19 protein-coding genes are annotated in these 20971 nt (G+C 69.2%); 7 read left to right on the top strand and 12 right to left on the bottom strand.

Annotated features, from left to right (window positions below):
• Positions 1-95 precede the first annotated feature (95 nt).
• From CP978_RS02715 to CP978_RS02705, 3 genes are all read left to right on the top strand, one after another.
• Entirely contained in the window at positions 96-674 is a 579-nt protein-coding gene (locus CP978_RS02715; protein WP_043437215.1) for a TetR/AcrR family transcriptional regulator, read from the top strand.
• A gap of 19 nt (positions 675-693) precedes the next feature.
• Positions 694-2658: an oxidoreductase gene (locus CP978_RS02710; protein WP_043437214.1), complete on the top strand. Its 1965-nt coding sequence runs from the start codon at positions 694-696 to the stop codon at positions 2656-2658.
• A gap of 261 nt (positions 2659-2919) precedes the next feature.
• Complete coding sequence (locus CP978_RS02705; RefSeq protein ID WP_043437212.1) at positions 2920-5007, top strand: SpoIIE family protein phosphatase; 2088 nt, start codon at positions 2920-2922, stop codon at positions 5005-5007.
• Between the two features lie 81 nt (positions 5008-5088).
• On the opposite strand, the gene CP978_RS02700 is transcribed toward CP978_RS02705, so the two are convergent.
• Positions 5089-5793: a DUF305 domain-containing protein gene (locus CP978_RS02700; RefSeq protein ID WP_052453963.1), complete on the bottom strand. Its 705-nt coding sequence runs from the start codon at positions 5791-5793 to the stop codon at positions 5089-5091.
• A gap of 65 nt (positions 5794-5858) precedes the next feature.
• Between CP978_RS02700 and CP978_RS02695 the strand changes: the two genes are divergently transcribed.
• Together CP978_RS02695 and CP978_RS02690 are read left to right on the top strand one after the other, a co-directional pair.
• Entirely contained in the window at positions 5859-7361 is a 1503-nt protein-coding gene (locus CP978_RS02695; protein ID WP_043437210.1) for an LVIVD repeat-containing protein, read from the top strand.
• Between the two features lie 219 nt (positions 7362-7580).
• Positions 7581-8138, top strand: coding sequence for a hypothetical protein (locus CP978_RS02690; RefSeq protein WP_043447988.1), 558 nt, complete (start codon positions 7581-7583; stop codon positions 8136-8138).
• A gap of 101 nt (positions 8139-8239) precedes the next feature.
• On the opposite strand, the gene CP978_RS02685 is transcribed toward CP978_RS02690, so the two are convergent.
• The 9 genes from CP978_RS02685 to CP978_RS02645 form a co-directional block, all read right to left on the bottom strand.
• A complete protein-coding gene (locus CP978_RS02685; protein ID WP_043437208.1) occupies positions 8240-9442 on the bottom strand; it encodes an MFS transporter in 1203 nt (400 codons plus the stop codon).
• 225 nt (positions 9443-9667) lie between these two features.
• Positions 9668-10459, bottom strand: coding sequence for an SDR family NAD(P)-dependent oxidoreductase (locus CP978_RS02680; RefSeq protein ID WP_043437206.1), 792 nt, complete (start codon positions 10457-10459; stop codon positions 9668-9670).
• Positions 10460-10482: 23 nt separating this feature from the next.
• Entirely contained in the window at positions 10483-11172 is a 690-nt protein-coding gene (locus tag CP978_RS02675) for a GntR family transcriptional regulator (RefSeq protein ID WP_144401426.1), read from the bottom strand.
• Positions 11173-11245: 73 nt separating this feature from the next.
• Positions 11246-12037, bottom strand: coding sequence for an acetoacetate decarboxylase family protein (locus CP978_RS02670; RefSeq protein WP_144401425.1), 792 nt, complete (start codon positions 12035-12037; stop codon positions 11246-11248).
• A gap of 24 nt (positions 12038-12061) precedes the next feature.
• Positions 12062-12811: an amino acid ABC transporter ATP-binding protein gene (locus CP978_RS02665; RefSeq protein ID WP_043437203.1), complete on the bottom strand. Its 750-nt coding sequence runs from the start codon at positions 12809-12811 to the stop codon at positions 12062-12064.
• A gap of 3 nt (positions 12812-12814) precedes the next feature.
• Positions 12815-13885 (bottom strand): amino acid ABC transporter permease, encoded by a 1071-nt coding sequence (locus tag CP978_RS02660; protein WP_207312932.1) that lies wholly within the window; start codon positions 13883-13885, stop codon positions 12815-12817.
• Between the two features lie 38 nt (positions 13886-13923).
• Positions 13924-14796, bottom strand: coding sequence for an ABC transporter substrate-binding protein (locus CP978_RS02655; protein ID WP_052453960.1), 873 nt, complete (start codon positions 14794-14796; stop codon positions 13924-13926).
• A 308-nt stretch (positions 14797-15104) separates the two neighbouring features.
• Positions 15105-15761 (bottom strand): DUF2238 domain-containing protein, encoded by a 657-nt coding sequence (locus tag CP978_RS02650; protein WP_052454509.1) that lies wholly within the window; start codon positions 15759-15761, stop codon positions 15105-15107.
• A 156-nt stretch (positions 15762-15917) separates the two neighbouring features.
• Positions 15918-16556: a TetR/AcrR family transcriptional regulator gene (locus CP978_RS02645; RefSeq protein ID WP_043437200.1), complete on the bottom strand. Its 639-nt coding sequence runs from the start codon at positions 16554-16556 to the stop codon at positions 15918-15920.
• 148 nt (positions 16557-16704) lie between these two features.
• Between CP978_RS02645 and CP978_RS02640 the strand changes: the two genes are divergently transcribed.
• Positions 16705-17466, top strand: coding sequence for an SDR family NAD(P)-dependent oxidoreductase (locus CP978_RS02640; protein ID WP_043437199.1), 762 nt, complete (start codon positions 16705-16707; stop codon positions 17464-17466).
• A gap of 115 nt (positions 17467-17581) precedes the next feature.
• Here CP978_RS02640 and CP978_RS02635 read toward each other — a convergent pair whose 3' ends face one another.
• Both CP978_RS02635 and CP978_RS02630 read right to left on the bottom strand, forming a co-directional pair.
• The gene (locus CP978_RS02635) at positions 17582-19336 is read right to left on the bottom strand and encodes a CocE/NonD family hydrolase (protein WP_174498599.1); all 1755 of its coding nucleotides are present in this window, start codon (positions 19334-19336) and stop codon (positions 17582-17584) included.
• Between the two features lie 277 nt (positions 19337-19613).
• The gene (locus tag CP978_RS02630; protein ID WP_043437198.1) at positions 19614-20456 is read right to left on the bottom strand and encodes a MerR family transcriptional regulator; all 843 of its coding nucleotides are present in this window, start codon (positions 20454-20456) and stop codon (positions 19614-19616) included.
• A 144-nt stretch (positions 20457-20600) separates the two neighbouring features.
• Between CP978_RS02630 and CP978_RS02625 the strand changes: the two genes are divergently transcribed.
• A complete protein-coding gene (locus CP978_RS02625) occupies positions 20601-20963 on the top strand; it encodes a nuclear transport factor 2 family protein (RefSeq protein ID WP_043437197.1) in 363 nt (120 codons plus the stop codon).
• Positions 20964-20971: the final 8 nt, after the last annotated feature.

Raw genomic sequence — 20971 nt, 5'->3', positions numbered from 1 at the left:
TCTCACGGAGACAGCATTGTGTCGCCCGTCACAATAATGCATTATTATTGGAGTTCGGGACGGGGCGGCGAGAGCGTGAGGCGGCGGGAGCGGCAATGGACGAGCAGAGGGAGCGCATCCTGCGTGCGGCGGCCGAGGTGCTGGCTGAACGAGGCTTCGACGCAGGCCGGTTGCGCGACGTCGCCACGACGTCCGGTGTGTCCATCGGCGCGCTGCAGCACTACTTCGAGACCCGTGACACCCTCTTCCGCGAAGCCTTCGCCTGGTCGATCGACGATCTGATCCAGCGCTGGCGGGCGGCGGCCGCCGACGCGAGCAGTGCCTGGCGCCGCCTGGAACTGCTTGTCACGGCACTCACCACCGATCCCACCCTCACCCGGCGCTGCGCCACCTGGACCGAGTTCTGCGCGAGCGCCTCCCGGCGCGAGGAGCTGCGCGCGGGCGTGCACCGGGTTCATACCGAGTGGCAGGCGCTGGTCCGCGAGATCGTCCACCAAGGCGTGCAGAACGAGGAGTTCCACCCCGCCGTCCCCGCCGACCTCGCCGTCGGGTCGCTGGTGGCCCTGGTCGACGGCTGCGACATGGCGGTGGCGTCCGGATCCGGGCTCACCGCCGAACGCTACGCCGAGCTGATCCTCGGCACCGCCCGCGTCCTGCTCGGCGTACGCGCCTAGGTTCCGGAGAGGACATTCCATGGGAGTGCGGTTCCCCCACCTGTTCAGCCCGCTTCGGATAGGCCAGGTGACGGTGCGCAACCGGATCCTGTCCTCGGGCCACGACACGGTCCTGGTCAGGGACGGCGAGGTCACCGAGGAACTGATCGCCTACCACGAAGCCCGCGCGGAAGGCGGCGTCGGCCTGATCGTGCTCCAGGTCTCGGGTGTGCACGAGTCCGCCCGCTACACCACCCATGTGCTCATGGCCACGGACGACGCGTGTGTCCCCGGGTATGCCAGGCTCGCGCAGGCGGTGCACCGGCACGGAGCGAAGGTCTTCGGCCAGCTCTTCCACCCCGGCCGGGAGATCCTGGAGTCCGAGGACGGCAGCGCACCGGTCGCCTGGGCGCCCTCCGCGACGCCGAGCGAGCGCTTCCATGTCATGCCGCGCGCCATGACCGAGGCCGAGATCCGCGAAGTCCTCGACGGCTACGGCCAGGCGGCCCGCCGACTGCGGGAGGCCGGGCTGGACGGCGTGGAGATCGTCGCCAGCCATGGCTACCTGCCGGCGCAGTTCCTCAATCCCGAGGTGAACCTCCGCGACGACGGCTGGGGCGGGGACCGGCAGGGCCGGATACGTTTCCTGCGCGAGGCGCTGCGCAGCGCCCGGAAGGGAGCAGGAGACGGCTTCGTGGTCGGCCTGCGCATCTCCGGCGACGAACTGAGCCACGACGGCCTCGGCAGTGAACTGGTGCTCCAGTCCGTCGCCGAACTCGACGCCGAAGGACTTGTCGACTATGTCTCGGTGTGTGCGGGCAGCTCGTCCAGCCTGTCCGGGGCCCAGCACATCGCCCCGCCCATGTTCCAGCCCGCCGGCTACACCGCGCCGCTCGCCGCCCGGGTGCGCGCCGTCGTCGGCGTCCCCGTGATGGTGGCCGGGCGGATCAACCAGCCGCAGGAAGCAGAGCAGATCGTCGCAGCGGGGCAGGCGGACGCCTGCGCGATGACCAGGGCCCTGATCTGCGACCCGGATCTGCCGGCCAAGGCCGCGGACGACCGCGCCGAGGAGATCCGCGCCTGCATCGGCTGCAACCAGGCCTGCATCGGCCACTTCCAGCTCGGCTACCCGATCTCCTGCATCCAGCACCCGGAGACCGGCCGGGAGCGCCGCTTCGGAGTACTGCCGACGATCACACGGCGCAAGAAGGTGCTGGTGGTCGGCGGCGGACCCGCCGGTCTGAAGGCCGCGGCCGTGGCCGCGGCACGCGGTCACGAGGTGGAACTGCATGAGGCAGGACGACGCCTCGGGGGTCAGGTGCTCCTCGCGCAACTGCTGCCCGGCCGCGCCGAGTTCGGCGGCGCGGTCACCAATCTCGAGGGTGAGGCGCGACGCGCGGGAGCCCGCATCCTGGTGGGCTCACGGATGGACGGACCGGCCCTTGCCGCTGCGGCACCGGACGCCGTGGTGCTCGCGACCGGCGCACGCCCCCGCCACCCACGGCTGGAGTTGATCGACGATCCCGTGGTGCTCGACGCATGGTCGGTGATCCGCGGCGGCGAGGTGCCGCGCGGACGGATCGTGGTGGCGGACTGGCGTGGCGACTGGATCGGCCTGGGCGTCGCTCTCCAACTCGCAAGCAGGCGCAGGAAGGTGACGCTGTGCGTCACGGGCTTCGCGGCCGGCGAGCACCTGCAGCAGTACGTACGTGGGGCCATGCTGGCCCAGGCGGTACGGGCGCGGATCGAGATCGTGCCCAATGTACGGCTCTACGGAGCCGACAGCGACACCGTGTACCTCCAGCACACCCTCACCGAGGAGCCGGTGCTGCTCGAAGGGGTCGCGGGTACCGTCCTCGCACAGGGGCACGACCCGGTCAACGACCTCGACCCCGTCGCCTCCGGTGTCCCGGCCGATCGTGTCTTCGCCGCAGGGGACTGCCTCACCCCTCGCACCGTGGAGGAAGCAGTACTGGAGGGCCTGACGGTGGCCGCCGGGCTCTGACGCCCTCGTGCCCGTGAACAGTGCCCTCGCGTGCATCGACCGCCGGTGAATGCTCAGCGCGCTCGAGCCGTCCCCGTCCGTGCCCGCCGGTCGGCTGCCCCGAGGTGATCGACTTCGCGCTCGGGCGGCGGGTCCGGGCAGGGCTCCGGCGCCGTCGCCGACATGCCTGCGCCAAGAGCGCCCCCGACACCGTCCGTGATCCATTCGTCGGCCCGGCGCGGAAGGCCGCATAGTGGAAGAGAGCAGCCGGGTGGGAGCGCCATGCGCCATTCCGAAGTATTCAGCCAGGGGTTCGACCCAGCTCGGGTGCATTCCGGCGGACTGTGGCCGGACGAATTGCTGGTGGCCGGGGTGCGGGTGGACGCCTTGGGCCGTATCGCCCACTGGGACGCTGCGGCGGAGGCGCTGCTCGGCTATCCCGCGTCGGAGGTGCTGGGCAGCCGGGGCGAGATGCTCGCCCCGACGTCCCGCTTCCCCCGCGTCGAGTCACTGATGGAGCGGATCACCACCGGGCCTGCCACGACGGGCCCGTGCACGGCGCGGCACCGGGACGGGCGGCCGGTGGAGCTCGCGGCATGGACCTACCGGGTTCCGGAGACCCCCGGCGCCGGCGGTGATGTGTTCGCGTTCCTCGTGGCTGTCTCCGCAGTGCTGGAGATGCGGGTGTCGCGTGCCCTCCTGGACGGTCTGTGCGGCCAATCGCCCATCGGGCTGGCCGCCTTCGACAGCGATCTGCGCTATCTGCAGGTCAACACCGCCCTGGAAGCGATCAACGGCGTGCCCGAGGCCGAGCACCTCGGTAAGCGGCTGCATGAAGTGTTGCCGGACATCAACTGCGCCGAGATGGAGACCGTGATGCGGCGGGTGCTGGACACCGGCGAGTCCGCGGTCGACTTCCGTGTGACGGGCCGCACCCCGGCGACCGGGCTCGAGGACCGGGTGTGGTCCTGCTCCCACTTCCGGCTGGAAGACACCCGGAAACGCCCGTTCGGCGTCGCCATCTCGGTGGTCGACATCACCGCACGGGTCAGGGCCGAGCAGGCTGCCGCGGAGAGCCACCGGCGGCTCGACCTGCTCAACGAGGCCGCGGCGAGTATCGGCACCACCCTGGACATGCGGCGGACCGCGCAGGAACTGGCCGATGTGGCGCTGCGCGGTTTCGCCGACATCGCCACCGTGGACCTGATGGTGACGGCCGCCGACGATGCCGCTGCGACGTTCGGCAGTGATCCGGCCGGCGGCATCGCGGTACGGCGGCTCGGCAAAGCCCCGGCCCGGGGATCGCCGGAGGCCGATGTCCTCGCCCCGCTGGGCGCGACCCTGCACTATCCGCCGGACGCACCGTATGTGCAGGCCATCAGGCGCCGGGACCCCTTCGTGGTCGCCGAGGTGGACGAGCGGGCCATCACCGCCTCCTCCTGCCACACCGGCGCCGTCCGGCAGCTGCGCGAGCTGGGGGTGCACTCCCTGCTGATGGTTCCGTTGCTCGCCCGTGGCAAGGTGCTGGGAGCGACCACCTTCTACCGCGCGGCCCCCGCCCGGTCCTTCTCACCCGACGATGTCGCCCTCGCCCGCGACATGGCCTCCCGCGCGGCCGTCTATCTGGACAACGCCCGCCTGTACACCCGCGAGCACGACACGGCGGTGACGCTGCAACGCAGCCTGCTGCCCCACCGGCTGGCGCCCCCGCCCGGCATCGAGGTCGCCCACTGCTACCGGCCCGCGAGCGACATCAACGAGGTCGGCGGTGACTGGTACGACGTCGTCGGGATGAGCGGCGGACGGGCGGCCCTGGTCGTCGGGGACGTCATGGGACACGGCATCACGGCCGCGGCGGTGATGGGGCAGCTGCGCAGCGCCGTGCGGACGCTCGCCCGACTGGCGCTGCCCCCGGAGCAGCTGCTCCGCGAGCTCGACGCCGGCATGGCGGACCTTCCTGGCGCGCCCCTGGCCACCTGCACCTATGCGGTCTGCGACCCGGCAGCCGGCTCCTGCTCGATCACCCGGGCCGGCCATCCTCCACCGGCCGTCATCCACCCCGACGGCACCGCCGAACTGCTGGAACTGCCCGCCGGGGCGCCGCTGGGAGTCGGCGGCATCGACTTCGTCCCGATCGAGCTGCCGCTGCCCCCGGGCAGCATCCTCATCCTCTACACCGACGGCCTCGTGGAGGCCCGCTGCGCGGACCTCGACCAGCGACTGACCCAGCTCCGCGACGTACTGACCGCCCACTCCACGCTGCCCCTGGACAGTCTCAGCCGGACCGTGATGAACCGGCTGGCCCCCGCACCCGACGACGACGTGGCCCTGCTGCTCGCCCGGATCAGCCCATGGGAGCCGTACAGGTGAGCGGCCGGAGGCGACGGTGGCCGCCTCCGTGTCGCGCCGCCGGGTACCCGGGCGGAGGTCCGCGGAGCTCAGGCCGGTCGGTCAGGACATCTCGTGCATCCGGCTGATCTCACTGGTCTGCTGTGCGATCACCTCGGTCGCCATCTCCTCGACCTGCACATTGTTGCCGTTCGACAGCACCGAGGTGGCCATGGTGATCGCGCCCTCATGGTGCGTGATCATGAGTTTCAGGAACAGCTCGTCGAAGGCCGCCCCCCGCGCCGCGCGCAGTTGCCCCAGTTGTGCCTCGGTCGCCATGCCGGGCATCGCGGCGTGGTCGTGGTGGTGGTGATCCGAGCCCGTGCCGCCACTCGGGTCCGCCGTCCCACCGTGGTTCTTCAACCACCCCTTCATGGCGTCGATTTCAGGACCCTGACCTGCCGCGATGCGTGAGGCGATGCGCTTCACACCGCCCGACTTCGCCTGGTGCGCGGCGAGTTCGGTCATCACCAGGGCCTGGCCGTGGTGCGTGATCATCATCTGGACGTACTCGAAGTCCGCCGCGTCGGGGGAGTCGTCGGGCAGTTCGTCCGCGGCCTCCTCGGCGGAAAGGGTCCGGGCGGGCTCACCGGGCTTGCCGGGCGCGATCACCGAGGGGCCCGGCGCGCTCCTCGTCGCCGGGGCGTCCGCGCCCGACTCGCACCCGCTGACGGCGAGGGCGACCAGGGCGAGCGTGGCGATCGCCCGCCACCTGACAAGACCAAAGACTTTCGCGCCGACTGCATTGCCATCTTTTGATCTGTACATGGAAAGTACGATACTGCCGGTGTCGGTGAACCGTTCCCTTGTGAACGGAGACCAGGGAGGAAACAGTGATCCTGTTGAACAGTCCCCGAACACGGCCGAGACACCTGGCAGTCGTGACGGCCGCCATCGGCCTGCTGGCCGCGCTGCTCACGGCCGCTCCGGCCGTCGCGACGCCCGACCCCGGCGACGCAGGCACCGCGCCTCAGCGTGTGTCCAAGAGCGCTGCGGCCGAGACCAGAACGGCCGTCTCCACGGGCGAGATACCGGCCCAGGACGAGATCGTCCACTCCGACAACATCAAACACCTCGTCAACATCCCCAAGGACGCCCTGCCGGACATCAACTCCGACCTCGCCTTCCAGGGCAAGTACGCATTCGCCGGCAACTACGACGGCTTCCGCATCTTCGACATCAGCAACCCGAAGGCGCCCAGGACGGTCTCCCAGGTGCTGTGCCCGGGGTCGCAGAACGACGTCTCCGTCTCCGGGAACCTGCTGTTCCTGTCCACCGACTCCTCACGCAGCGACAACTCCTGCTCGAGCACGGCGCAGCCCGCGACCGAGAAGTCGTCGTGGGAGGGCATGAAGATCTTCGACATCAGCGACAAGAAGAACCCGAAGTACGTCGCGGCCGTCGAGACCAACTGCGGCTCACACACCCATTCCCTCGTCCCGCACGGCCGCAACGTCTACATCTACGTCTCCTCGTACTCGCCGAGCCCGTCGTTCCCCGACTGCGGGCCCCCGCACGACGGCATCTCGATCGTCAAGGTGCCGCGCGACGCCCCCCAGAAGGCCGCGGTCGTCAACTTCGCGGTCCTCTTCCCGGGTGACGGCCCCGACGGCGGGGGCAACCCCGGCGCGCCCACCAACCCGGGTGTCTCCAAGACGACCGGCTGCCACGACATCACCGTGCTGCCGTCGCAGGACCTGGCCGCCGGTGCCTGCATGGGCGACGGCATCCTGATGTCCATCAAGGACCCGGAGCACCCGAAGGTCATCGACCAGGTCCAGGACAACGTCAACTTCGCGTTCTGGCACTCGGCGACCTTCAACCAGACCGCGAAGAAGGTCGTCTTCACCGACGAACTCGGCGGCGGAGGCGCCGCGACCTGCAACGCGGCCACCGGCCCGAACCGCGGAGCCGACGGCATCTACGACATCGTCGGCAAGGGCGACCACCGCAAGCTCGTCTTCCGCGGCTACTTCAAGATCCCCCGGTACCAGGCGGACACCGAGAACTGTGTCGCCCACAACGGCTCGCTGATCCCGGTCAAGGGCCGCGACATCATGGTCCAGGCCTGGTACCAGGGCGGCGTCTCGGTCTGGGACTTCACCGACTCCACGAAGCCGAAGGAGATCGGCTACTTCGAGCGCGGCCCGCTCAGCACGGACACGCTGGCCGTGGGCGGCTCCTGGTCCGCGTACTACTACAACGGCTACATCTACTCGAACGACATCGCCAAGGGCTTCGATGTGCTCAAGCTCAGCGACCGGCGCACCGACCCGGCCGGAAAGATCCACCTGGACCAGCTGAACGTCCAGACCCAGCCCGACTACTTCGACTGACCCGGCAAGGCTCCGCCGGTCTCCGGGCCCAGGAACCCGGAGGCCGGCTCAGGCACCAGGGCACCGGTCCCGCCGGGCGACTCGTCGCCCGGCGGGACTCCCGGCTCCCGGCCCGGACTCCGCCGTGGCCCACAGGCACCGCGTACGCCGAGGTCAGTACAGCGGGATACTCCCCACGTGGGACGCGGGCCCATCCGGCCGTCCGGCACCGTGTTGCCGGTGAAAGCAAGCCGCTCTGCACGCCGTGCCTTCCTCGTGGTCCATGTGGTCGCCTCCGCCAGTTGGCTCGGCCTCACCCTCGGGCTGCTCGCACTGGGGATCAACGCGACCGTCATACGGTCCGCCGTGACCGTGGAGGGTTCGGTCCGCGCCATGAAGCTCTTCGCCGACTGGCTAGTGCTCCCCGTCGCGGTGCTTACCCTTCTCAGCGGCCTGGTGCTGTCCCTGGCCACCCCATGGGGGCTGGCGCGGCACCGCTGGGTCTACACCAAGTTCTGGCTGACCCTGGCCACGATCACCGCCACGGTCCTCGCGCTGCGCCCCGGAGTGAACTCGGCCGTCGAGGCCGTCGCCCTCGGCGGGCAACTGCCCGGCGCCCGCGGAGTTCTGATGGGTCCGATCGTCTCCCTGACCGCATATGTCTTCATGACGGTGATCTCGGTCCTGAAACCCTGGGGCCTGACCCGCCGCGGCCGACGGCAACGCGCGGCTGCTCGCCCCCATCGGGATCACCCGGTACGAGTGGCCACCAGGGACACGCGGGTTGCCGGTCGCTGAGCCGCGCTCCTGGCCTGAGGTGATGGTCGGCCTCGGTGTCCGTCTCGCCCTCACCGGGAACGACATGTGACCACGGATACGCGACACGCAGCGTGGTGATCTCAGGCGGTCTCGGGGGCGAGCCGCCGGGACCGGTGCAGGGCGGTAGCCGCGGACAACACGACCGGGGTCGCGGCAAGTGCGAAGCACAAGGGCAGCGGGAAGCGGCCCACCAAGAGCCCAGTGGCGGCGGTGGCCCCCGACGAACCGGCGTTGACACCGGTGTTGACCCATGCGCCCGCCTTGGTGCGGGTGGCCGGACCGGCGCACTCATCGGCGATCAGATAGGCGGTGGTGATGGCCGGGGCGACGAACAGTCCGCCGAGCGCCGCCCACCCGATGAGCACGTAGGGATGGGGCGAAAGCCCCGTCATGGCCAGGGTCAGCCCCATGCCCGCTGCGAGGAATGCCAGCCGCAGCCTGCTCGGGGCGCGCCAGGGGACGGCGCCGTAGACCAGGCCGCCGATCGCACTGCCCCCGGAGAGCGCGGCCAGGGCCCAGGCGACCGCCTCAGGGTATTGGTGTTCGTCGGCGAAGGCGATCACCAGGAGATCGAACGCTCCCAGACACATGCCCACCGCGGCTGCGACGACGATCGCCTGACGCAGCCCGGGTCCGCCTCGCAGCGGCTGCACATCGGAGACGAGTCCCTCTGACGGCGCGGGCCCGGCGGGAGCCTTCTCGGGACCGACCCAGCCGCGGACCGCCGGAGACGAGATCAGGGCGAGTGAGCCGGTCAGTACGAGTGCGGCGCTCACCGCAAGACCGACCGATGGCGCCGCGACCTGCACCAGCAGTCCCACCAGCAGCGGTCCGGTGACAAAGAGGAGTTCCTCGGCGACCGCGTCCAGACTGTACGCACGCTGCAACAGCCGCCGGTCGGGAACCAAGCCGCTCCACAACGTCCGCATCACCGGGCCGAGCGGCGGCGTACACGCGCCGGCAGACACCGCCAAGCCGCCCAGCAGAATGCCTGAGGCACCGGGCCACGAGGTCGCGAAAGCCAGCACGGTCAGCAACAGCGCGTAGACGGCGGCCATGGGGGGCAGAACTCGGCGCGGCCCGTACCGGTCGACCAGCCCGGCACGGGCCGGCGAGAGAAAGACACTGGTCAGCCCGAACAGAGCCATGACGGTGCCGGACACGGCATAGGAGCCGGTGGCCTCTTTGACCGCCAGCACCAGCGACAAAGAGACCATTCCATAGGAAAGCCGGCCCAGCAACGCCGCACCGAATGTGCGGCAGGCGTGGCGGATGCGCAGCACAGCCGCATACGAAGGGGCCGCGGAAGACAAAGACAAGATCATGTTCCTTGGAGACAGCGCCGGACTGAGGGCGCTCACACGTACATGGGCAGCGAGAGCCGCGCCCGGTGGGCGCAGCCGGCACTGGCTCCTATGCACGGAAGAGGAACATGCGGGCACCGTAGCAGACCATGGGGCAGGCCGGGCAGCTCGCGTCCGCACAGGGCGCGGGCTGCAGAGAGCACATCACAGTGCCGCGGTCCAGCCGCCGTCGACGGTCAGGGTGTGGCCGGTGACGTAGGAGGACGCCGGGGAGGCGAGGAAGACGACTGCGCCGCTGAGGTCGTCCGGTTCGCCGACTCTGCCGAGGGGGATGTGGCCGTCCACGATCCGCGCCTCTGTCTCCGGGGTGGGGAGCAGGTCGGAGGTCATGGTGGTGCGCATATAGCCGGGGGCGATGGAGTTGACGCGGATGCCGTACGGGCCCCACTCGTAGGCCATGTTCCTGGTGACATGGACGACGGCTGCCTTGGAGGCGTCGTACACCGAGGAGCGCTCACCGTCCACGACCAGGCCGCCGATGGAGGAGAGGTTGATGATGCGTCCGTGACCACGCCGGCGCATGGCCCGGGCGGCGCGCTGCGCGGTGAAGTAGGTGCCGCGGAGGTTGATCGAGAGGGTGGTGTCGAACTCCTCCGGGGTGGCCTCCAGCGCGCTGTTGCGCAGGGAGACGCCCGCGTTGTTGACGAGGATGTCGGGGCTGTCGCCGCCCGCTTCCAGTGTGTCGAAGGCGGCGTCGATACTCGCCTTGGAGGTGACGTCGAGTGCCAGCGGCACGCAGTCCAGGCCGTGTTCTCGCAGCTGGTCGCAGGCGGTCACGGCGGCCTCGTGGCTGATGTCCGAGGCGACGAGGCGGGCTCCGGCCCGGCCGAGCGCCAGGGCCTGGGCCAGGCCGAGGCCACCGGCCGCGCCGGTGACCAGGGCGGTCCGGCCGGTGAGGGAGAAGAGGGAGTGCACGGTGGCGTCGCTGCCCCGCATGGGCGGGTCCTTCCTGGAGGAGCCTAGAGGCCGTAGTCGGTGAGGATGGTGACGACCTGCTGGGAGTCGTGCAGTACGTGCTCGCGGATATGCGCGTCGGCGGTGGCGGCGTCGCCGTCGGCGATGGCCGCGGCGAGCGGGCGGTGGTCGACGCCGGTCCAGTCGGGGGTCTGCACCACCTTGGAGCAGAAGTACCACTGGCGCAGTGCGAGATTGAAGTGGATCTCGGCGCTGGTGATCAGGTAGTCGTTGCGTGTCATCCGGTAGAGGCTGCGGTGGAACGCCGCGTCCAGATCGATGCATTCCTGGAGGTCGGTGGTGCGGAACTGCCGCTCGGCCAGGGCGGCCAGGTCCTCCTTCTCCGCCCTGGAGCCGCGGGTGCAGGCCAAGGTGGCCGCCAGGCCCTCGAGTTGCAGCCTCAGCTCCATGACGGAGCGGGAGTCCTTCAGCGCGATCTCGGTGGCGAACGTTCCGCTGCGCGGGAAGATCACGACAAGCTGCTCGAACTCCAGTCGCCGGATCGCCTCCCGTACCGGCGAGGCGCCGAGCTGGAGGCTGCTGCGCAGTTCCGCCTCGCTGAGCCGCTCGCCGGGCATGATCTCGCATCTGACCAGCCGCGAGCGCAGGGCCGCGTGGGCCGACTCGCTGAGCAGGTTCGGAGCTCCGGCCTCGGCTTTGGCCGCATGCTTGCCAGGGACGTACGCAGGACGCACAGTGTCCAACCCTCTCTGTGGACGGCGCCGCCGGACAGGCCGGCGGCACCACCAAATGGATGACGGGGAAAGGCTATTCGCCGGCGGTGGAGGCCCGCAGTGGCTGCCCTTCGGGGCGGTCGGCCAGCAGGTCGTCGATCACTGTCGAAATGCCGTTCTCCACGGTGCAGGCGTAGTCGCCGACGGAGTACTCGCCGCCGAGCACCTCGACCACCTCGAGCTGCACACCGTTGACACTGAGTGCGGATCCCAGCTCGAGCCGGGCCGGGCCGAAGCACTTGTTCCGCAGGACGAAGTCCTTGGAGGTGTCGCGGGAGACGATCTCGAAGGTCTTGAACCCCGGGCCGTTGGCCTCCGGGAGGGCGTGTACCTGGAGGTGCGGGTAGAGCGCCATGTCGGCCCACGCCTCGTTGGAGTATCCGTCCTGGGGCTCCATCGAGATGCCGAAGATCTGCTGGCCCGCGCGGCGCACGCTTCCGGCCACCCGGCTTGTGGAGTCGGTGAGTTGGATCTCCCCGTAGTGCTTGGGGTAGCCCCACACCTCCCGTCCGAAGGCGACGCTCCAGGGCTGGTCCTCGTACTCGAAGTAGTAGTTCACCCCGGTGTGGTCCCCGTAGCGGACCGGGATGACGACCCCGGAGTCGTAGAAGGAACCCGGAGTCGCGTTGGCGAAGTCCGCGATCTGCACCACAAAACGGTCGTCGGCCAGCTCGAAGGGGGTCGGCTCCAGCAGTTCCCGGAGGTTGTCGGCGTCGCCCTTGCAGTACACCGAGAGGCTGCGCAGGTTCTCCGACCAGTAGGGCTGATCGCCGCTGGGGTATCCGAGGTAGGTGAAGAAGTCCCGGACGTCGTAGTTCTGCTTCATCGTCAACTCCAATAGAAAAAAGGGTCAGTCCCGGCCGGCTTCATGGATCCGGCGGAGGAACGTCTTCAACTCCGGGGTGGCGGGCTCGTCGAAGATCTGCTCCGGGCGTCCCTCCTCCAGGATCGATCCCTGGTGGAGGAAGCAGATCTTGGAGGAGATCTCCCGGGCGAAGGACATCTCGTGGGTGGTCATCATCATGGTGATGCCGTCAGCGGCCAGTTCGCGGACCAGGTTCAGCACCTCGATCACCAGCTCCGGGTCGAGCGCGGAGGTGATCTCGTCCAGCAGCAGTACCTCGGGACGCATCAGCATGGCGCGGGCGATGGCCACCCGCTGCTGCTGGCCGCCCGAGAGCTGGTCGGGGTAGGCCTCGGCCTTCTCCCGGAGCCCGACCCGCTCCAGCATCGCCCGGGCGTCGGCCTCCGCCTGCTCCTTGGAGGCGATGCCGGCCCTGACGGGGGTGAGGGTGCAGTTGCGCAGGACCGTCATGTGCGGGAAGAGGTTGTAGCTCTGGAAGACGATGCCCACCCGGCGGCGCAGCCCGACCAGGTCCACGCCCTCGCCCGAGATGACGTCCCCGGCGAGCGAGATGTGTCCGCCCTGGATCGGCTCGAGGCCGTTGACGCAGCGCAGCAGGGTGGACTTGCCGGAGCCGGAGGCCCCGATGAGCGTGACCACGTCGTGCCGGGCGACGGCGAGGTCCACCTCGTCGAGCACGGTGTGGTCGCCGTATCTCTTGGTGACGTGGTCCAGCAGGACAAAGGGTTCTGTCATGGCTCAGACTCTCTTCAGCTTTGTGCCGGAGCGTGCCAGCAGGTAGTCGACGAAGCGGGTCTGCGGGATGGTGATGAGCACGAAGACGAAGCACACCGCGGTCACCGCGGAGAGGTTGAAGTCGTTCGCCGAGTAGATCTTGGCCTGGCTGAACGCGTCGATGATCCCGACGACGATCACCAGGGCTGTGTCCTTCTGCAGGCCGATGAACTGGCTCAGCATCGGCGCGGCGATGTTCCTGGCCATCTGCGGAAGGATCACGAACCGGTAGACGTCGGGCTGGGAGAGTCCCATGGAGAGCGCCGCGGAGGTCTGCCCCTTGTTGATGGACTCGATGCCGGCCCGGTACAGCTCGGCGTTGTAGGCGCTGTACGTCATGGCCAGCGCGACGATCGCATAGACGATCGGGTCGCCCTTGCTGAGCACCGGCACATCGGTGAGCGGCAGGCCGAAGCAGACCAGGTAGATCAGCACGACCGAGGGGATACCGCGGAAGACGTCGATATAGGCGATGCACAGCGCCCGGACCGGCCAGAACCCCTTTCCGGGAAGCAGCCGCCCGACGGCCAGCAGCAGCCCGAAGAGCATGGCGAGCAGCTGGGCCCCGACCGCGATCTCGATGTTGATGACCAGCGCCCCGAAGATGTCGCCGAGGCTCTTGGTCATATAGGAGACGTTGAAGAAGGTCTTCTGCACGGCGCCGTCGTTGGTGAAGACCAGAAGCCCCGCCAGGGCGGCGACGGCGACGAAGCCGGTCAGTCCCAGCGAGGAGACCGACGCGTCCCGCGACCGGGAGGCGGCGACCCGCGCCTCGGCGTACCGTCCCTCCGCCCACTCCCGCTCCGACTGCTTGCTGCGGCTGTAGGAGAGGAGGAAGGGCCCGCCCAGCACCAGCACCGGGAGTACGACGCCGAGCAGCAGGTGCAGCGGCTGGGAGCGGCTGACCGCGGCGCCCGTGAACTGGTAGCACAGCACGGTCGCCAGCAGGGCGAGGACCCCGGCGGCGCCCAGATAACCGGAGGTGGCCAGCGGGGCGGCGGGCGTGGGCTCCGCGGCGGTGGTCTGCGATCTCATGGCCCCGGCCTTCGTGCCGGGCGCTCTGGTGGCCATGATCACGCGCTCCAGTCCGGCAGCCCGTGGGGGTCGCCGCCCAGGATCGGGTTGAGCCACTTCTTCATGATCGCGTCGAGGGTGCCGTCCTTCTTCATGTCGGCGAGGATCTGGTCCACGACCTTCACATTGGGTGAGCCCTTGGAGAAGAGCGCCGCCACATTGCCGCCGACCGGGTACTTGCCGATCACTTCGAGCTTGCCGTCCGAGTTCGCGGCCCTCGGCATGACGGTGGCGGTGTCGTTGAGCGCCGCGTCGATCTGGCCCGCCAGCACGGCGTTGAAGAGGTCGTCGTTGGAGTTGAACACCCGCACCTGCTTGGGCTTGAGGGTGCTGTTCACATAGTTCAGCTGCACCGACCCGGCGAGCACCCCGACCGTCGCGTTCTTGATCGAGGACGGGGTGAGGGAGGAGCCCTTCTTGACCAGGACGCCCGTCTCATAGGTGTTGTACGGGGCGGAGAAATCCACCGCCCGGCGCCGTTCGGGGGTGTCGTAGATGTCCCAGAGGGCGAAATCGAAGTTGGACGTCTTGGCGGTCACCAGAGCTTCGAAGGAGGCGTTGACGAGCTTGATCTTCTTGAGCCCGGCCCGGTTGGCGATCTCCGCGTCCAGGCAGTACATATAGCCGCCGTCGACGGAGTCGAGCGTGTTCCCGCGGTAGCCGGCCGGGTAGGGGAGCGATGCGGCCACGGTCAGCGCACCGCTCTCCCGGGTGTCCATCTTGTGTACCTTCGGGTTCTTTGTGATCGCGCAGTCCCCGAAGGGATGGTCCCCCTGCGCGCTCCCCGAACCCTGCGTGCTGGAGCAGCCGGTGAGGGCGAGCAGCCCCGCGGCCACCGCGGCGGCGCTGCCGCGCCAAAGCGACTTCTTCACTAGAACCTCGTCTCGTGGGGCCGTTTCCGGCGACATCGGAGCAACCGACGCCAAGCCCCCGACGTCAGTGGAATTTCACTGACATGTCAGTGAACTGGGCGTGACGCTACCGAACACCTCTTCCGCTTGACCAGACCCGCGCGACGACTTTTTGCCTTGAGCGGACCGAAGCCTTTCGGTGGCCCCTCGTACGCAATGCCTTGTTCTGCTGTGCCGCACTTCGGCGGCCGAACCCCGGAACCGGCCTGACGCACCGTCAATTCCTGATCGGAAAAGGCCAGTTCCGCGAGGGGCGGTCCGCCGCCCCGCTAGCGCGCCGCAGCCTCCAGTGCCGCGATCCGGCGGTCGTGGAAGCGGCTGAGCACCAGCACCGAGACGGTGGCCCCGATCAGCGCGCAGAACATGTCCCACTGGGTGTCCCACACATCGCCCTGAGTGGCGAGGAACGCGTCCGCGTCATGGCCGCCGATCACGGCCGCCGCCCACTCGAACAGCTCGAAGAGCGCGCTGAACGCGAGACATGCGCACACCGTGAGCGGCGCCAGCCAGCGGCTGCCGCGGAGCGGTGAGGTACGGCTGAGCAGTTCCCGTACCAGCACGGCGGGCACGAACCCCTGCATCAGATGGCCCAGCCGGTCGTACGGATTGCGGTGGAGGCCGAAGACGTCCCGGATCCAGTCGCCGAGGGGTACCTGCGCGTAGGTGTAGTGGCCGCCCGTCGCCAGCACCAGCGCATGCACGACGAGCAGACAGCACAGCAGGTCGGTGAGCGGGAAACGCCGCCAGGCCAGCACGACCAGCGGCAGCCCGACGATCACCCACACGGTCTCCAGCAGCCAGGTGACGCGGTCCCGCGGGGCCCAGCCCGACACGATCAGCCCGGCCACCACGATCCCGGCGAGCAGGACGGGCGGAACGCGCCAGGGGGTGGAGCGTGCCGGGGCGGACGGGGCGGGTGCGGACAGGGTCGGGTCGGACACGGGCGGACTCCTCGCCGTAGGGCGCTCCTCACCACAGGAGCGTGACAGGACCCTCATCCTGATGCGGCGCCGGTACGGCGGCATGAGTACCGCTACTCAACCCGTTCTGGGGGCCCGACGCCGGACCCCGCCGGACAGAACCTAGGCGAGCCCCTCCGCCACGACGGCCAGGGCCGAGCGCACGGTCGCTGTCAGCCCGTCCCGGGCCGTGGCCGGATCGGCGGGTTCGTCGACGGTGCGCCAGGCGTGGTGCTCGACCGCCGCGCGCAGGGCCGCGTTGAACATCGCTGCCTGGATGGCCGGCCGTAGGGCGTCGGCAGGCAGCCCGGCACGTTCGGCGAGGGCGCGGGCGAACGCCGGCTCGGCCTCGTCGTAGGTCTGCAGCCAGACCGCGCGCAGATCGGGTTCGGTGCGGGTCAGCCGTACCAGCGCACCGACGGTGTCGCGGTCGGGGTCGCCGAGAAGGCTCTCGCGGTTCGCGAGCTCCCGATCGAAGACCTCGCCGAGGGGTTCACCGGGGCGCCACTGCCGCAGACAGGCGACGATGGCATCGATGCCTGCCGAGAACAGCGGCCGTACACAACTCTCCTTGTTCGGGAAGTAGCGCCAGACCTTCCGCGCGGACACGCCGGCCGCCGTCCCGATCTGCTCCCCCGTGGTCGCCGCCACGCCTTGGGCCACGAACAGGCCGACGGCGGCCCGGGCGATCTCCAGACGCACTTCGGCCCTGCGTGCCTCGGTCAGCGGCGGTCGTCCCGTACGGCCGTGGGGTGCGCTCATCTGTCCCTCCGGATCAGGCGATCGCTCTCGGACCGCACGTCCTGAATTCTCCTCCATGACTTAATGTCACTGACAGACAATAAGTCGTAGGGTGTGGAGACGCATCGGGCAGTCGCCCGGTCACCACGGTCATGAGCAGGAGCACTTCATGGACAGCGGGCTCGACGGGCGCAGCGTCATCGTCACCGGGGCGGGATCGGGCATCGGGCGTGCGGCGGCTGTGATGTTCGCCGCGGAGGGGGCGCGGGTCGTGGTCGCCGACCTTGATGCCGAGGGCGCGCGGAAGGTCGTCCGGGAGATCGAAGGGGCGGGCGGCACCGCTGTCGCCGTGGTGGGCGATCTGAGTGATCAGGCGGTCGTCGACCAGGTGGTGAGGGAGGCCGTCGAGCGCTTCGGCGGTGTGGACGTGCTGGTGAACAACGCCGGCGTCATGGACCGCATGTCGGCGCCGGCGGACGTCAGCGACGACGAGTGGGAGCGTGTGATCCGGGTCAACCTGACCGCTCCCTTCCTGCTCACACGGGCGGTGCTGCCGCACATGCTGAAGGCGGGGAGGGGCGCCATCGTGAACACCGCCTCCGAGGCCGGCCTGCGCGGCAGCGCCGCGGGCGCCGCGTACACCGCGTCGAAGCACGCAGTGGTGGGCCTGACGAAGAACCTTGCGGTCATGTACCGCAAGCAGGGTGTCCGCGCCAACGCCATCGCCCCGGGCGGCACCCGGACCGGTATCACGGTGGACGCCGAGCCGGGTGCCCACGGGCCGGCGGCCATCAGCCCGTACTTCGTCAACACGGGCAGGGTGGCCGAGGCCGACGAACAGGCGGCCGCCATGGTGTTCCTCGCCTCGGACGCCGCGAGCAACATCAATGGTGTGATCCTGCCGGTCGACGACGGCTGGTCGGCGGTCTGACATGCCGCGCAGCCGGTGCGGCCCCGGCGCCGGGACGCCTCCGGACCCGCCCTTGAGGCTGCGGAGGCGTGGAGACGGCGGCCTTCATCGAGATCGCCCCGCCCGCGGAGGCAGATCAGCGGCGAATGACCGGAAGCGTGAGACTGCTCGGATGTTCCGGCCCGTGGTGCACGGTGTTGACCGCCGACACCATGTCCGCCGCGCTCTCGGCGGAGATCTCCCCACCGGTGTTGGTGTTGCGGTCATAGCGCGGGAAGTTGCTGCTGGACACCTCGAGGCGGATGCGGTGGCCCGGCAGGAACACATTCGATGTGGCGGCCATCTCGATCGTGACCTCGTAAACCGTGCCCGGCTCCATCAGGCGCGGAGCTTCGAGTGACTCTCGGTACCGCATGCGCTGGATGCCCTCGCACAACAGGATCGCCCGGCCGTCGGGATGGACGTCGACGAGCTTTCCGGTGAAGTCGGTGTCCCGTGCGGAGGACGAGACATGGAGCGTCACGGACACATGTCCCGTGACCTCGATCGGCTCGTCGAGTACCGGACCCGTGAAACAGAGGACGTCCTCGCGCGCCTCGACAGTGGACTGGTCGGAGGGACCGGCGTGGACCGTCTGGTCGAGGGCGAGGATGGCACCGCCCACGCTGGGAACGGGGCGCAGCGGGTTGTAGAGATAGGAGTCGCGCTGCTCCGCCGGCGCCGGGGACAGGGCCAGCGTGCCCCCGCCGGCGGCGGTGTTCGCAGGACCGTCCGCCGACAGATGGAAGTCCGTGTAGGCGGTGTCCGGCAGCGGCCACGCGGTCTCGTCGCGCCACTGGTCGATGCCCATGACGAAAATGCGCACCGGAGGGATGCCGTCCAGGGCGGTCGTGTCCCCCTTGACCCAGTGGTCGAGGAACGCGCGATGCGCCGTCGTCAGGTCGGCGTAGCGCATGCCGGCGGCGGGCCCGAACTGCCGGTCGGGGAAGTCACCGGTGACGAATTCCGGGGCGTGCCCCCAGGGGCCGATGATGAGCCGCTGTCCGTCACGGGCATCGGCATGTGCGGCGCGCGAGCGCATGCCGGTATGGGCGCGAAGCGTCTCGGTGAGAAAGGTGTCGTACCAGCCGGCGATGCTCAGGGCCGGGACTTCCACCCGCTCGAGGCGTTCGAGCGGTGAATACGCCTTCCAGTAGTCGTCGCGCGAGGGGTGGGCGAAAACCTCGGCGAGCCACGGCGCATGTCTGTGCAGCACGGGGTGGTACGAGGTGGGCAGGACCTCTGTCAGCGCCGACCCCGACGCGAGAATCCTCGCCACCTCCTCCAGATCCGAGAGGACGGACAGGTCCCCGTCGGCGAGATCACGCCTGAGCTTGTTGAACACGATGAGGCTGACCCAGCACAGCGACGTGTCCAGGGACATCGCGCCGCCGGGCGAGTACCAGTGCGCGCGATAGAAGTCAGCCGACGCCTGCGCCGTCGCGATGGCTTTCAGACCTTCGACCCCGGTCGCCGCAACCGCCCACTGCACCATCCCCATATAGGACTGGCCCCACATGCCGACGTCACCGTTGCACCAGGGCTGTTCGCGGAGCCAGCGGATCGTGTCGGCACCGTCCTCCCCATCTCCGGCATACGGATAAAACATGTCCTCCGAATGGAAGGTGCCCCGCGTCTCCTGCCGAACGATCGCATATCCCGCCTCCAGGAATGAGTACATGTTCGGATCGCTCGAGTAGATCAGCTGGCTGTCATCCTTTCCGTAGGGCGTACGGATGAGAATGACGGGCACCGGCTCCTCATGACGAGGGCGCCAGATGTTGGCGCTGAGCCGGGTGCCGTCACGCACGGGGATCTGTGCGTCGATTTCCAGGGTGTACGACGGTGCCATGGAGGAATTCCTGTGGGAGAAAGGGCGGTCAGGAGAGAAAGAAGGTCGGTTCAGCGCGGCGAGCGAACAGCCATGTCGACATGGCGACCGTCGTGCGTCGGGCCGTCGTCCATGCCGTACCGTGCCGCGTGCGCTGTGCGACCTCGCAAAGACTCGGGGCTCCCCGTGGGGGAGGGTCAAGGCCGCCCAACCCGTTGTTTCCCCCCTCAGGGGAGGGGCTCGCACGGTCCGTCCCTCTCTCTTCCGCCCCGTGCGACAGCCGTGTCCCGCTTCCGGATCAGGAGGACGTGTGACCCGGATCCATGCCGCTCCGGGTGTGGAAGACGGGCCAGCCGATCTCGGTGACCCAGGCGTCCTCGTCGTTGGTGTCGGCCGGACCGGTCAGATAGGTCTCCCGGATCGGGCCCGGTGTGGAGATCTCATGACGTGCGACATGCGAACCCAGCGCGGCATAGGCGCGGTCGATCGAGGAGTGCCCGCCCTGGTGGGTGACCACGCACAGTTCGGCGGTGGGGCACAGCAGCGGGACGACACGCCCCAGCGGTCGGATCCGGTCGGTGGTCGGGACGAACACCGTCGCCTGGCCGGCACCTTCGGTGAAGATGCCGTCCTCGTACAGCCCGACCACCGGCCCCTGCACCGCGGCGCCCGCGGCGCGCAACGCGGCCGTCAGCTCCGCGGTCGCCCCCCGGAACCATGGTGTGACGGTGGCGGTGTCGACCTCGGCCTGGATCGCGGCCCCGGCGGCCGCGCGAGCGACACGGAACCGCACCCGGCTCGTGTCCGGATCCGGCTTCAGCAGAGCGGTGAGGCTCGCCGCCGCGGCCTGCATCCGCTGAAGATCACCGATCAGCCGGGACAGATGCTCCTGGAGCAGTGCCGTGCGCCTCTCCACGCTGGGCGCGTCCAGCAGAGCGCGAATGTGATCCAGAGGGAGGTCGAGATCTCGGAACCGCTTGATCAGAAGCGCGTCGCCGATCTGCTCCACCCTGTATCTGCGGTACCCGGTCACCTCGTCCACCTCGGCCGGTACCAGCAGCCCGACCCGGTGATAGTGCCGCAGCGCCTTGACGCCGAGGTGGGTGGCCCGGGAAAAATCACCGATGGTCAAGGTGCTCATACCGTGCAGTATGCGCCCTCCCCCGGGGGAGGGTTTCGACGTGCGTGGGACTTGAGGTCGCCCGGACGGTCATCCGGAGGATTCAGATGTCGCCGGCCTCCGGCAGCGCGACATACCGGCAGACCACAGAAAGGACCTCCCCCCATGACAGCCTCGCTTCTCACCGGCGTGCTCGCGGAGAACTTCCGTGCGACCAACGCCCTCGACCTCGACGCGATCGTCGACACCTTCGCGGACGACGCCTTCATCACCGACGCCTCCCGGGAGATCACCGGGAAGGCGGCCATCCGCGCCTTCCTGGCCAAGGAGATCGTGGGCGACAAGGTCACCTACGAGGTCACCGAGGTGCGCGAGCACCATGGACAGATCATCGTGCGCGCCGTCACCGACGGCACCTTCGACAAGTCCCGGCTGCCCGACCCGGTGATCCTCACCCACTACTTCCAGGTGCGCGACGACCAGATCACCTCACAGATCACCGTCCTGCTCAAGCCCTCCCAGTACTGACCGACCCA

This window comes from Streptomyces nodosus (assembly GCF_008704995.1).
GTDB classification, from domain to species: Bacteria; Actinomycetota; Actinomycetes; order Streptomycetales; family Streptomycetaceae; genus Streptomyces; species Streptomyces nodosus.
Note: the sequence above shows the minus strand (reverse complement) of the source record. Positions and strands in the feature narration are given on the sequence as shown.

Bases quoted from the DNA above. Each gene is read 5' to 3' on its own strand.
- CP978_RS02640 (WP_043437199.1), top strand. From the start codon at position 16,705: ATGGACAGCGGGCTCGACGGGCGCAGCGTCATCGTCACCGGGGCGGGA.
- CP978_RS02680 (WP_043437206.1), bottom strand. From the start codon at position 10,459: ATGCGGGGCAGCGACGCCACCGTGCACTCCCTCTTCTCCCTCACCGGC.
- CP978_RS02705 (WP_043437212.1), top strand. From the start codon at position 2,920: ATGCGCCATTCCGAAGTATTCAGCCAGGGGTTCGACCCAGCTCGGGTG.
- CP978_RS02665 (WP_043437203.1), bottom strand. From the start codon at position 12,811: ATGACAGAACCCTTTGTCCTGCTGGACCACGTCACCAAGAGATACGGC.
- CP978_RS02625 (WP_043437197.1), top strand. From the start codon at position 20,601: ATGACAGCCTCGCTTCTCACCGGCGTGCTCGCGGAGAACTTCCGTGCG.
- CP978_RS02660 (WP_207312932.1), bottom strand. From the start codon at position 13,885: ATGAGATCGCAGACCACCGCCGCGGAGCCCACGCCCGCCGCCCCGCTG.
- CP978_RS02700 (WP_052453963.1), bottom strand. From the start codon at position 5,793: ATGTACAGATCAAAAGATGGCAATGCAGTCGGCGCGAAAGTCTTTGGT.
- CP978_RS02635 (WP_174498599.1), bottom strand. From the start codon at position 19,336: ATGGCACCGTCGTACACCCTGGAAATCGACGCACAGATCCCCGTGCGT.
- CP978_RS02630 (WP_043437198.1), bottom strand. From the start codon at position 20,456: ATGAGCACCTTGACCATCGGTGATTTTTCCCGGGCCACCCACCTCGGC.
- CP978_RS02715 (WP_043437215.1), top strand. From the start codon at position 96: ATGGACGAGCAGAGGGAGCGCATCCTGCGTGCGGCGGCCGAGGTGCTG.
- CP978_RS02645 (WP_043437200.1), bottom strand. From the start codon at position 16,556: ATGAGCGCACCCCACGGCCGTACGGGACGACCGCCGCTGACCGAGGCA.
- CP978_RS02710 (WP_043437214.1), top strand. From the start codon at position 694: ATGGGAGTGCGGTTCCCCCACCTGTTCAGCCCGCTTCGGATAGGCCAG.
- CP978_RS02670 (WP_144401425.1), bottom strand. From the start codon at position 12,037: ATGAAGCAGAACTACGACGTCCGGGACTTCTTCACCTACCTCGGATAC.